This is a genomic window from Amycolatopsis sp. NPDC005232 (assembly GCF_040607795.1).
Lineage (GTDB): Bacteria > Actinomycetota > Actinomycetes > Mycobacteriales > Pseudonocardiaceae > Amycolatopsis.
This window is the reverse complement of sequence record NZ_JBEXHL010000001.1, coordinates 721,308-733,777: the sequence shown is the minus strand read 5'-3', so window position 1 is coordinate 733,777 and position 12,470 is coordinate 721,308. Positions and strand designations below refer to the sequence as shown.

The 12,470-nt window shown below is 70.3% G+C and carries 7 protein-coding genes and 1 pseudogene; 6 read left to right on the top strand and 2 right to left on the bottom strand.

What is annotated here, in order from left to right; genetic code table 11:
• The first annotated feature begins 470 nt into the window (after positions 1-470).
• The gene (locus ABZU76_RS03585) at positions 471-4,232 is read left to right on the top strand and encodes an ABC transporter ATP-binding protein (protein WP_354864633.1); all 3,762 of its coding nucleotides are present in this window, start codon (positions 471-473) and stop codon (positions 4,230-4,232) included.
• A 54-nt stretch (positions 4,233-4,286) separates the two neighbouring features.
• On the top strand, positions 4,287-4,934 hold the full coding sequence (locus tag ABZU76_RS03580) for a DUF4291 domain-containing protein (RefSeq protein ID WP_354864631.1): 648 nt from the start codon (positions 4,287-4,289) through the stop codon (positions 4,932-4,934).
• On the opposite strand, the gene ABZU76_RS03575 is transcribed toward ABZU76_RS03580, so the two are convergent.
• Positions 4,931-5,203, bottom strand: coding sequence for a hypothetical protein (locus ABZU76_RS03575; protein WP_220243991.1), 273 nt, complete (start codon positions 5,201-5,203; stop codon positions 4,931-4,933). The genes ABZU76_RS03580 and ABZU76_RS03575 overlap by 4 nt on opposite strands.
• A gap of 322 nt (positions 5,204-5,525) precedes the next feature.
• Here ABZU76_RS03575 and ABZU76_RS03570 point away from each other — a divergent pair, with 322 nt between their 5' ends.
• On the top strand, positions 5,526-9,266 hold the full coding sequence (locus tag ABZU76_RS03570; protein WP_354864629.1) for a multifunctional oxoglutarate decarboxylase/oxoglutarate dehydrogenase thiamine pyrophosphate-binding subunit/dihydrolipoyllysine-residue succinyltransferase subunit: 3,741 nt from the start codon (positions 5,526-5,528) through the stop codon (positions 9,264-9,266).
• A 127-nt stretch (positions 9,267-9,393) separates the two neighbouring features.
• Positions 9,394-10,191 (top strand): type I methionyl aminopeptidase, encoded by a 798-nt coding sequence (map, locus tag ABZU76_RS03565; protein ID WP_354864627.1) that lies wholly within the window; start codon positions 9,394-9,396, stop codon positions 10,189-10,191.
• Positions 10,192-10,223: 32 nt separating this feature from the next.
• Here the strand turns inward: map and ABZU76_RS03560 are convergent.
• A pseudogene (locus tag ABZU76_RS03560) lies at positions 10,224-11,426 on the bottom strand (S8 family peptidase); the annotation flags it as partial.
• A 176-nt stretch (positions 11,427-11,602) separates the two neighbouring features.
• On the opposite strand from ABZU76_RS03560, the gene ABZU76_RS03555 reads away from it, so the two are divergent.
• Together ABZU76_RS03555 and ABZU76_RS03550 are read left to right on the top strand one after the other, a co-directional pair.
• A complete protein-coding gene (locus tag ABZU76_RS03555; protein ID WP_354864625.1) occupies positions 11,603-12,121 on the top strand; it encodes an N-acetyltransferase in 519 nt (172 codons plus the stop codon).
• A 10-nt stretch (positions 12,122-12,131) separates the two neighbouring features.
• Positions 12,132-12,467 carry a hypothetical protein gene (locus ABZU76_RS03550; RefSeq protein WP_354864623.1) on the top strand — a complete coding sequence of 112 codons (336 nt, stop codon included), beginning with the start codon at positions 12,132-12,134 and terminating at the stop codon, positions 12,465-12,467.
• The last annotated feature ends 3 nt before the right edge of the window (positions 12,468-12,470 follow it).

Sequence of the window (12,470 nt, the reverse complement as noted above, 5' to 3'; positions counted from 1 at the left end):
TGTTCGCACTTCGTGCTCCCCTGGAAGGGGCGATGTATTGCCCGGGGGCCCAGCCCCCGGAGCCCCGCGGTGCGATCGGTGACCGACCCAGCGTGGTTCCCGCCGGCCGCGATGCGTGTTCGCACTTCGTGCTCCCCTGGAAGGGGCGATGTATTGCCCGGGGGCCCAGCCCCCGGAGCCCCGCGGTGCGATCGGTGACCGACCCAGCGTGGCTCCCGCCGGCCGCGATGCCTGTTCGCACTTCATGCTCCCCTCGAAGCGGCGATGTATTGCCCGGGGGGCCCAGCCCCCGGAGCCCCGCCGTGCGATCGATGACCGACCCAGCGTGGTTCCCGCCGGCCGCGATGCGTTGCGGCACAGGCGCTTTCTTTGCCAGGCCGCGGTCGTGCGGCGGCGACTGAAGGGGTGAAGGGACCCGTCACCCCTTCAAAGCGGAATAAAAAGTCGGTCCCCGTGCCTAGATTGAGAACGTGACCACCACTGCGACGCGTGCGCGTCAAGACCGCCCGGCTGCTGAGACGCCGGCTCCTCCCGTCGGCTGGGTCCGACGGCTCTCGGCCGCGTGCTGGGAGCACCGGGGCGTCGTCGTGCTCGCGATGGCCGCGGCGATCCTGTCCGTGGGTGTACAGGCGGCGAGCCCGCTGCTCGTGCGCGCAGCGGTCGACGACGCGGTGGCGGGGCACACCGCGGGCCTCGGCGGCATCGCGGCCGCGTTGGTCACGCTGCAGGTGGTGGCGTTCGGCTCGGCGTTCCTGCGCCGCTACGTCGGCGGCCGGCTCGCGCTCGACGTGCAGCACGACCTGCGCAACCGCGTGTTCGGCTCCGTCTCGCGGCTCGACGGCGGCAAGCAGGACGCGCTGCGCACCGGCCAGGTGGTCTCGCGGGCGATCTCCGACCTGCAGCTCGTGACCGGGTTGCTGATGCAGGTGCCGCTGTCGGCGGGGTCGGTGATCTTCGCGCTGCTCGCGCTGGGGGCGATGCTGTGGATGTCGCCGCTGCTCACGCTCATCGCGCTGGTGGTGGCGCCGGCCGTCGGCATCATCGTCACGTTGAGCCGCAAACGGCTCTTCCCGGCCACGTGGTCGGCGCAGCAGCGCGCGGCCGACGTGGCGCAGCAGGTGGAGGAGACCGTCACCGGCGTGCGCGTGGTGAAGGGCTTCGGCCAGGAGTCGCGTGAGGTCTCGCGGCTGGAACGCACGGCGCGGCGGTTGTTCGCCGAGCGGCTGCGTGCGGCCAGGCTGTCCGCGGTGCCCACGGCCACGACCACCGCGCTGCCGGCCGCCGGCCAGGTCGCGGTGCTCGCGATCGGCGGCGTCCTGGCGCTGAACGGCCAGATCAGCCTCGGCACCTTCCTCGCGTTCGCCACCTACCTCGCCACGCTGATCGGGCCCGCTCGGATGCTGTCCGGCCTGGTGGTGCAGGCGCAGCTCACGCGCGCGGGCGCCGAGCGCGTCTACGAGCTCATCGACGCACAGCCCGACGTGGTGGACCGCCCCGACGCGCGGCCGCTGCCCGAGGGCCCGCTCGGCGTCGAGCTGGAAGACGTGAAGTTCGGCTACACCCGCAGCGAGCCGGTGCTCGACGGCCTCACGCTCACCGCGCGGCCTGGCGAGACGCTCGCGCTGGTGGGCACCGCGGGATCGGGCAAGTCCACGATCTCGCTCCTGCTGCCGCGCTTCTACGACGCGCACGCCGGCGTGGTCCGCATCGGCGGCCTCGACGTGCGCGATGTGCCGCTCAAGCAGCTGCGGCAGGCGATCGGCGTGGTGTTCGAGGAGGCGTTCCTGTTCTCCTCGTCCGTGCGCGACAACATCGCCTACGGGCGGCCCGACGCGAGCGATGAAGAGGTGTACGCGGCGGCGCGCGCGGCCGAGGCCGACGATTTCATCCGCGCCCTGCCCCACGGCTACGACACGGAGGTCGGCGAGCGCGGCCTCACGCTCTCGGGCGGGCAGCGCCAGCGCCTGGGCCTCGCGCGGGCGCTGATGACCGACCCACGCGTGCTGATCCTGGACGACGCGACGTCGGCGATCGACACCGTCACCGAGGCCGCGATCCACGACACGCTGCGCTCGGTCACGGCCTCGCGCACCACCTTGCTCATCGCACACCGCCGTTCCACGCTGCAGCTCGCCGACCGGATCGCCGTGCTCGACCAGGGCAAGGTCGTCGACGTCGGCACGGAGGAGGAACTGCAGGCGCGCTGCCCACTGTTCCGCGAGCTCGTGGCGGGCCCGGGCGACGACGTCGAGAAGCCGCACCGCTGCGAGGGCCTCGAGCCCGACGCCAGCGGCATCACGCCGGTGTTGTGGCCGCGCGACGACCGCGACGAGGTCGACGCGCTCGCCGAAGCCGCCGCCGCACGCGGGGGCACACCGGGCGGTGGAACCGGTTTCGTCGGGGGCGGCGGCGCGGGAGCCGACGTACCGCCGACGCCGGAGCTGCTGGAGGGCGTGCGGAAGCTGCCGCCCGCCGACGACCGGCCACGACTGTCCGATGTGGACATCACAGCCGCCGACCCGGGGTTCCGGCTTTCGCGGCTGCTGCGGCCCGTGCGGTGGCCGCTGGTCGCGGTGATCGCGCTGGTGGCGGCCGACGCGCTGGCGTCGCTGGCGCTGCCCGCGCTGTACCAGCGAGGGGTGGACCACGGCGTGCAGCCGGGTGTCGTCAGCGTGATCTGGCTGATGGCGGGCATCGGCGCGCTCGTGGTCGCGGCCGACTGGTTCGTGGTGCGCGGCCAGACGCGGCTCACCGCGCGCGTCGGCGAGACGGTGCTGTACTCGCTGCGCGTGCGCAGCTACGCGCACCTGCAGCGGCTCGGGCTCGACTACTACGAGCGTGAGCTGTCCGGGAAGATCATGACCCGGATGACCACGGACGTCGACGCGTTGTCCACGTTCCTGCAGACCGGCCTCGCCACCGCCGTGGTGAGCGTGCTGACGCTGGTGGGCATCACCGTCGCGCTGCTGGTCACCGACGCGTCACTGGCGATGTACGCGCTTGCCCTGCTGCCCATTCTGCTGGTGTCGACGGTGATCTTCCGAAGGGTCGCTTCGCGGGCGTATTCCGAAGCGCGCGAGAAGGTCAGCGTGGTCAACGCCGACCTGCAGGAGAACGTGAGCGGTCTGCGGGTCGCCCAGGCGTACACGCGAGAAGAGCGTTCGGCGGAGGCGTTCGCTTCGCGCAGCGACGCGTACCGGCGCTCGCGGCTGCGGGCGCAGCGCTACGTCGCCACGTACTTCCCGCTGGTGGCGCTGATGTCCGATCTGGCGACCACCACGGTGCTCGTGGTCGGCGCCAACCGCGTGGCCGCGGGCACGCTGGAGGCGGGCGTGCTGCTCGGGTTCCTGCTGTACCTGCAGCAGTTCTTCTCGCCGATCCAGCAGCTGTCGGCGGTGTTCGACGGCTACCAGCAGGCGGCCGTCGGCCTGGCCCGCATCGGCGACCTGCTGCGCACGCCGACGTCGGTGCCGCCCGCCGCGCACCCGATCGCGCTGCCGGAGCACCTGAGCGGCGAGGTGACGTTCAAGGACGTCGACTTCTCTTACACGGGCGCCGAGCAGCCGGCGCTGGAGAAGCTGTCGCTGGACGTGGCGCCGGGCGAGACCGTGGCGCTGGTCGGCGCGACGGGAGCGGGCAAGTCCACGGCGGTGAAGCTGGTGGCGCGCTACTACGACGCCACGGGCGGCGCGGTGCTGATCGACGGCGTCGACGTCCGCGAGTACGACCTGGCCGGCCTGCGCGCCCGCATGGGCGTCGTGCCGCAGGAGGCGCACCTGTTCTCCGGCACCGTCGCCGACAACGTCCGCTATGGCCGCCCCGGCGCGACCGACGCGGAGGTCGAGGCGGCCGTCCGCTCGGTCGGCGCGCTCGACGGCGTCGCCGCCCTGCCCGCCGGCTTCCTCCAGCCCGTCGGCGAACGCGGCCGGTCGCTGTCCGCGGGCCAGCGCCAGCTCGTCGCGCTCGCCCGCGCCGAGCTCGTCAACCCCGACGTCCTGCTGCTCGACGAGGCCACCGCCGCCCTCGACCCCTCCACCGAGGCGGCCGTCCTGCGCGCCACCGAACACCTCGCGCGCCGCCGCACCACCTTCGTCGTCGCGCACCGCCTGGCCACCGCCGCGAAGGCCGACCGCATCGTCGTCCTCGCCCACGGCCGCATCATCGAACAGGGCACCCACGCCGAACTCCTGGCGGCCGGCGGCCACTACGCCCGCTTGTGGTCCCTCGGCTGACGTCGGCGGAAAAGCCTTCGCCAGGAACCGGCGCACGACACGAGAATCTGGAGAGTGTTCGAAGAGACGGTATTCGAAGAGGCCAGGGTCCCGGCCCATCAGATCCGCGCGCGCCACGACGACCGGACGATCCGCGTCTACCAGGCGTATTCACCGGAGATCGCCGACGCGGCGCTGGCGGCGGGCACGTTCGTGGCGCCGTTCAAGCGGGAGCGGATGACGTGGATCAAGCCGTCGTTCACGTGGATGGGCTACCGCTGCGGCTGGGCGACCAAGCCCGGCCAGGAGCGCGCGCTGGCATTGGACCTGACGCGCGAGGGCTTCGCCTGGGTGCTCGCCCACGCGGCGCTGAGCCACTTCGACCCGCGGATGCACCGCGACGAGGCAGCGTGGAAGGCCGCGATGCGGATCAGCCCGGTCCGCGTGCAGTGGGACCCCGAGCGCGACGTGCACCACCGGCCGCTGCCGCACCGCTCGATCCAGCTCGGGCTGAGCGGCGAGGCCGTGGACCGGTACGTGGGCGAGTGGATCACCACGGTCACCGATGTCACGCCGGTCATGCGCGCCATCCGTGAGCACCTCGCCGGCGGGCGGGTCGCCGAAGCGCGGGCGCTGCTGCCGGCCGAGCCGCCGTACCCGTTGTCCGCCGAACTGGCCGAGGCCGTGGACGCGGCCGAGGAGAACGCGACCGAAGAGAACTAGGGCAGCTCACGCCAGGCCAGCTCGCCCCACCCGGCCGAGGTGACCTCCGCCTCGGAGGCCCAGCGGACCGTGCCCGGGCGGACGTGGCTGTCCTGGTCGATGGACCAGTCGGGTTCGCAGGGTGCGACGTGCTCGAAGTCGTCGATGCCGGCGGGGGTGTGCCAGACCACACCGCAGGAGTCGCACATGAGGACGACCTTGCCGTTCTCGACGACCAGGGGGCGGATGAGCCCCTGGTCCCAGAACGAGGGACATTCGACGAGCCACATCGTGCTGCACCACCTCGGAGCGCCAGGGCGGCCGCACAGCCGACGTGGGCCGCATCCTTCCGACAGTGCACCGGGTGGGCGTGAACGCGTGCGGGCGCCTCGGCGAAGGAGGCACCAACGTTGCCCGAAATGGTCGTGACCGGCGAATCTCCCTTACCTCAGAAGTCCGCTCCTCGGGACACTTGATCGAGTCAGTGATCGATCCCTTAGTGCGCCACGCCTCACACGGGGCAGTTCCATCACACGGCCGTCACGGAGGGGGTTAGCCTGGTAGGCGCATTAGCACAGACAAGATCGAGACGGATAGAGGCGAGCCCAAGCCGTGTCCAGCAGCAGCCCTGCGTCACAGTTCGGCCCTAACGAGTGGCTGGTCGAGGAAATGTACGACCAGTTCCTCGCGGACCCTTCCTCAGTCGATGCCGCCTGGCACGACTTCTTCGCAGACTTCAAGCCGACGCAGACGGCACAGGCGAAGGCCGACAGTGCGCGCCAGAGCGCGGCCACCACTGCGGCCAGCGGAAACGGCCACGCGACCGAACCGTCCGCCAAGGCGGTCCAGAACGCCGAGTCGGCCGCCCGGCAGTCGGCGCCGACCAAGCCGGCCGCCCCCGCGCCGGCCCCGGCCCCGGCACCGGCGCCGAAGAGCGCGCCCGCGAAGCCGGCTCCGAAGGCCGCCGAGAAGGCGCCCGCCGCCACGCCGGCGGCGAAGGAAGAGCCCGAAACCAAGCAGCTGCGCGGCGCTGCCGCGGCGATCGCGAAGAACATGGACGCGTCGCTGACGGTGCCCACCGCGACCAGCGTGCGCGCCGTCCCGGCGAAGCTGATGGCGGACAACCGCATCGTCATCAACAACCACCTCAACCGCACCCGCGGCGGCAAGATCTCCTTCACGCACCTCATCGGCTATGCCATGGTGCGGGCGCTGAAGGACTTCCCGAACATGAACCGGCACTACCAGCTGATCGACGGGAAGCCGTTCTCGGTCACGCCGGAACACGTGAACTTCGGCCTCGCCATCGACATGAAGGGCAAGGAGGGTGCGCGCACCCTCGTCGTGGCCTCGGTCAAGGGTGTCGAGGACATGTCGTTCCTGCAGTTCTGGCAGGCCTACGAGGACGTGATCAAGAAGGCCCGCAACAACAAGCTCACCGCGGACGACTTCGCCGGCACCACCATCTCGCTGACCAACCCGGGCGGCATCGGCACCAACCACTCGGTGCCGCGCCTGTCGGCCGGCCAGGGCGCGATCATCGGCGTCGGCGCCATGCAGTACCCGGCGGCGTTCGAGGGCACGAGCGAGAAGACGCTGGTCGACCTGGCCGTCAGCAAGATCATGACGCTGACGTCCACCTACGACCACCGCATCATCCAGGGCGCCGAGTCGGGCGAGTACCTCAAGCGCATCCACGAGCTGCTGCTCGGCGGCGACGGCTTCTACGACGACGTCTTCACCAGCCTGCGCCTGCCGTACGAGCCGATCCGCTGGGTCGCCGACATCCCCGAGGGCCCGGTCGACAAGACCGCCCGCGTGATCGAGCTGATCGACGCGTTCCGCACGCGCGGCCACCTGATGGCCGACACGGACCCGCTGAACTACCGCCAGCGCAGCCACGTCGACCTCGACGTCATCTCCCACGGCCTCACCCTCTGGGACCTCGACCGCGAGTTCCCGGTCGGCGGCTTCTCCGGCCAGGAGCGCATGACCCTGCGCGACATCCTGGGCGTGCTGCGCAACTCGTACTGCCGCACCGTCGGCATCGAGTACACGCACATCCTCGACCCCGAGGAGCGGCGCTGGATCCAGGACCGCGTGGAGATCCCGCACGAGAAGCCGGACTCCACCGTCCAGAAGTACGTGCTGTCGAAGCTCAACGCCGCCGAGGCGTTCGAGACCTTCCTGCAGACGAAGTACGTCGGCCAGAAGCGCTTCTCGCTGGAAGGCGGCGAGACGGCGATCCCGCTGCTCGACACGCTGCTGGACAAGGCCGCCGAGCACGAGCTCGACGAGGTCGTGATCGGCATGCCGCACCGCGGCCGCCTCAACGTGCTGGCCAACATCGTCGGCAAGCCGATCAGCCAGATCTTCCAGGAGTTCGAGGGCAACCTCGACCCGGGCCAGGCCCACGGCTCCGGCGACGTGAAGTACCACCTCGGCGCCGAGGGCAAGTACTTCCGGATGTTCGGCGACGGCGAGACGAAGGTGTCGCTGGCCTCGAACCCGTCGCACCTCGAGACGGTCGACCCGGTGCTCGAGGGCATCGTCCGCGCCAAGCAGGACATCCTCGACAAGGGCGACAGCGCCACCGGGGGCTACTCGGTACTGCCCGTCCTGATGCACGGCGACGCGGCCTTCGCGGGCCAGGGCGTCGTGGCCGAGACCCTGAACCTCGCGCTGCTGCGCGGCTACCGCACCGGCGGCACCGTGCACGTGATCGTGAACAACCAGGTCGGCTTCACCACCGCGCCCGAGCACTCGCGCTCGTCGCAGTACGCCACCGACGTCGCGAAGATGATCGGCTCGCCGATCTTCCACGTGAACGGCGACGACCCGGAAGCCGCCCACTGGGTGGCCAAGCTGGCCATGGAGTACCGCCAGGCGTTCCACAAGGACGTGGTCATCGACCTGATCTGCTACCGCCGCCGCGGCCACAACGAGGGCGACGACCCCTCGATGACGCAGCCGGCGATGTACGACATCATCGACACCAAGCGCTCGGTCCGGAAGACGTACACCGAGTCGCTGATCGGCCGCGGGGACATCTCCGTCGAAGAGGCCGAAGCCGCGCTGCGCGACTTCTCCAGCCAGCTGGAGCACGTCTTCAACGAGGTGCGCGAGCTCGAGAAGCACCCGGCGAAGGCGAGCCCCTCGGTCGAGGAAGAGCAGCAGGTGCCGGCGAAGGTCACCACTGCCGTCTCGCAGGAAGTCGTGGAGCGGATCGGCGACGCGTTCGTCAACGTCCCCGAGGGCTTCACCCCGCACCCGCGCGTGAAGCCGGTCATGGAGCGCCGCCACAAGATGTCGCGCGAAGGCGACGTCGACTGGGCGTTCGGCGAGCTGCTCGCGTTCGGCTCGCTGGCGATGGAGGGCCGCCTGGTGCGGCTGTCCGGCCAGGACTCGCGCCGCGGCACGTTCACGCAGCGGCACTCGGTGTTCATCGACCGCAAGACCGGCCAGGAGTACTCGCCGCTGCAGAACCTGGCCGAGGGCCAGGGCCGCGTGATGATCTACGACTCGGCGCTGTCGGAGTACGCGGCCGTCGGCTTCGAGTACGGCTACGCCGTGGCGAACCCCGAGTCGCTGGTCATGTGGGAAGCGCAGTTCGGTGACTTCGTCAACGGCGCGCAGACCGTGATCGACGAGTACATCTCCTCGGGCGAGGCCAAGTGGGGCCAGCGCTCCGACGTCGTGCTGCTGCTGCCGCACGGCCAAGAGGGCCAGGGCCCGGACCACACGTCCGGCCGTATCGAGCGCTTCCTCTCGCTGTGCGCCGAGGGCTCGATGACCGTCGCCGTGCCGTCGACCCCGGCGAACTACTTCCACCTGCTGCGCCGCCACGCCCTCGACGGCATCCAGCGTCCGCTGGTGGTCTTCACGCCGAAGTCGATGCTGCGCAACAAGGCCGCGACGTCGGCGGTCGAGGACTTCACCGGCCAGAGCCGGTTCATGTCCGTCATCGACGACACCACCCAGAACCCCGACGGCGTCCGCAAGGTGCTGCTGACCTCGGGCAAGCTCTACTGGGAACTGGTGGCCGAGCGCAACAAGCGCGAGGCGAACGACGTCGCGATCGTGCGCATCGAGCAGTACTACCCGCTGCCGAAGCGCAAGTTGCTCGCCGCCATCGAGCGCTACAGCAACGCGACGCAGATCGCGTGGGTCCAGGAGGAGCCGGAGAACCAGGGCGCGTGGCCGTTCTTCGGTCTCAACCTGCCGCGGAAGTTCCCGGAGGTCTTCGCCGGCCTGCAGGTCGTCTCGCGCCGCCCGATGGCCGCGCCGTCGGCGGGTTCGTCGAAGGTGCACGAGGTGGAGCAGAAGGCGCTGATCGCGAAGGCGTTCGACTGATCGCTGGTCTTTCTCCGGAGGCCACCACGGTTCGCCCGTGGTGGCCTCCGGGCGTTTGGTGGTATTTCTATACCGGCCAGTGTTAAGGTGGCGGTATAACTATACCTTTTGTGCTGCGAGGTTTTTCGTGATCGAACTGAAGACGCCTGCGGAGATCGACCGCATGCACGTGACCGGCCGCTTCGTCGCGGAGGTCCTCACCGAGGTCGGCCGGCTCGCCGACGTGGGCGTCAACCTCCTGGACCTCGAGCACCACGCGCGCGGCATGATCAAGCGGCGCGGGGCGGAGTCGTGCTACTGGGACTACGCGCCTTCGTTCGGCGAGGGGCCGTTCCGCAACGTCATCTGCCTTTCGGTCAACGACGCGGTCCTGCACGGCCTGCCCCACGACTACGTCCTGCGCGACGGCGACGTGCTCACCGCGGACCTCGCGGTCAGCATCGACGGCTGGGTCGCCGACTCGGCGCGCACGGTCATCGTCGGGGCTCCGGCCGAGGAGGACCTGAGGATCATCCGAGCCACCGAGGAAGCGCTGGAGGCGGCGATTTCGGCGGCTCTGCCGGGCAACCGCCTTGGCGACATCTCCGCGGCGATCTACGCGGTGGCCGGCTCTCACGGCTACCCGGTCAACACGGAGTTCGGCGGCCACGGCATCGGCCGCACCATGCACGAGGACCTGCACGTCTCCAACAAGGGCACGGCGGGGCGCGGCTTGAAACTCCGGCCGGGTCTGACGCTCGCGCTGGAGCCTTGGTTCGCGCGCACGACGGACCGCATCGTTTACGACCCCGACGGCTGGACGATCCGCTCGGCCGACGGCTCCCGGACGGCGCATTCCGAGCACACGGTGGCCGTCACGGAGGATGGGCCGTTGGTTCTCACGCGACGTGAGTCAGAGGTTTCTGCTGCCACGTCGAAGGGTTGACCCCGGCAGGCAACTCGTCAATCGGGGTCGCCGGTGCCGTCGGTACCTGAATACACCAGAACGTTCGGCGACTCCGTGCCCGCGTCGGTGATCTCGTCCTTCGTCCCCGCGTCGACCAGCGCGTCGCGGACCTCTTCGGGTGTGGCCGACGGGTGGTCCGCCAGGTACAGCGCGGCGGCGCCGACCACGTGCGGAGTCGCCATCGACGTGCCGCTGATGGTGTTGGTCGCGGTGTCGCTGCCGATCCAGGCGGACGTGATGTCGGAGCCCGGCGCGAACAGGTCGAGGCACGAGCCGGTGTTGGAGAAGGCGGACCTGGCATCGGTGTCCGTGGTGGAGCCGACGGTGATCGCCTCGGGTACGCGGGCGGGCGAGGCGTCACACGCACTGCCGCCGTAGGAGTTGCCGCCCGCGATGCCATAGGTCACACCCGCGGCGATCGACCGCTGCACGGCCTCGTCCACCACAGTGGACACGGGGCCGCCGAGGCTCATGTTCGCCACGGCCGGCAGCTCGGCGTTCTCGGTGACCCAGTCGATGCCGGCGACGACCTGGTCGAGCGTGCCGCTGCCGGTGCAGTCGAGCACGCGCACCGCCGTCAGGCTGACTTCCTTCGCCACGCCGAAGGTCGTGCCGCCGATCGTGCCGGCCACGTGGGTGCCGTGGCCGTAGCAGTCGGTGGCGTCGGAATCGTTGTCCACGAAGTCGTATCCGGATACCGCGCGGCCGTCGAACTCAGAGTGGGTGAGGTTGATCCCGGTGTCGATCACGTACGCGTGCACGTCGGCCGCCGTCGTGCTGTAGCTGTAATCCGCGTCCAGCGGCAGTTCACGCTGATCCACCCGGTCGAGGCCCCACGACGGCGGGTCCGGCTGGTCCGTCATGACGTGGACCACGCGGTTCTGCTCCACAAAGGACACAGCGGGGTCGGCGGCGGTGCGCTTGGCCTGCGTCTCGGACATCGTGCCGGTGAAGCCGCGCAAGGCCTTCGAGAACGTGCGCTCGACCGAGCCGCCGTGGCGGCCGGTGACGTTCTTCGCCGTCGCCTCCACCGAGGCGCCGTCCTTGAGCACCACGAGGTAGCTGTCCTTCACCGCACCGGCACCACCCGCACCGACGATCGCGCCCTCCTGCGCGGCCGCCACGCCGCTCCCGAACACGGTGACGGTCGCGATCGACGCGGCACTCCCCAGGATCGTCAGGCTTCTGGTCACTGTTCCCCGAGATTTGCGCACAGTTCGTCCCTCCTCGACCAGCGCGTTCACCAGTTGGCCTGAGGCTAGGTGCGCGGCACTGGTCGCAGGAAGAAGAGTCGTCTCGGAGGTTTTCACCGCGTTGCGCTGTTCGGACCATTCGCGTAAGCGGAAAAGAGTTTTACCCGTGCACGCGCGGCCAGGAAGAATTCACCCCCATGCTGATCCGCCAAGCCGTTCACGGCGACGAGACCGCGATCCGCGCCGTGCACACGGCCGCGTTCGCGCAACCCGGGCTCACCACGGTGCCCGAGGCCGTACTCGTCGACGGACTGCGAGCGGACGGGGACCTCATCCCCGCGTTGTCGCTGGTCGCCGAGCACAACGGCGAGGTCGCCGGCCACGCGTGCTCGAGCCCGGCTTTGCTCGGGGACGATCCGAAATCCGCGCTGGGCTTCGGGCCGCTCGGGGTGCTGCCGGAGTTTCAGCGCCGCGGGGCGGGGTCGGCGCTCGTGCACGCGACGCTCGCGGCCGCCGACGCGCTCGGGTTCGCACTCGTGGTCCTGCTGGGCGATCCGGGGTACTACCGCAGGTTCGGGTTCGTGCCGGCCGAGCGGCTGGGAATCACACCGCCGGTGCCCGAGTGGGCGCAGCACTTCCAGGCCCGCACGCTGGCCGGCCACAAGCCGGAAAACCGGGGCGCCTTCCGGTACGCGCCCGCGTTCGAACGACTGTGAAAGAAAGCCGATGACCATCCTTTGGCGACCCACCGGGCCGGTGGAGCTGGAGCTCGTGCGGGAGCTCCAGTGGCGCGCGTGGCCGCCGCGGCTGCCGGAGCAGCCGATCTTCTACCCGGTGCTCAACGAGGACTACGCGGTGCGCATCGCGAGGGACTGGAACGTCCGCCACGACGGCGCCGGGTTCGTCACGCGGTTCGAGGTGGAGACGGAGTTCCTGGAGCGCTACCCGGTGCAGCAGGCGGGCGGCGAGACGATCCTCGAGCTGTGGGTGCCGGCCGAGGAGCTGGAGGAGTTCAACCGGCACATCATCGGTGAGATCGAGGTCGTGCACGAATTCCGCTGACGG

Coding starts and splice junctions, on each gene's coding strand:
- ABZU76_RS03550 (WP_354864623.1), top strand. CDS start 12,132: ATGACCATCCTTTGGCGACCCACCGGGCCGGTGGAGCTGGAGCTCGTG.
- ABZU76_RS03555 (WP_354864625.1), top strand. CDS start 11,603: ATGCTGATCCGCCAAGCCGTTCACGGCGACGAGACCGCGATCCGCGCC.
- ABZU76_RS03575 (WP_220243991.1), bottom strand. CDS start 5,203: ATGTGGCTCGTCGAATGTCCCTCGTTCTGGGACCAGGGGCTCATCCGC.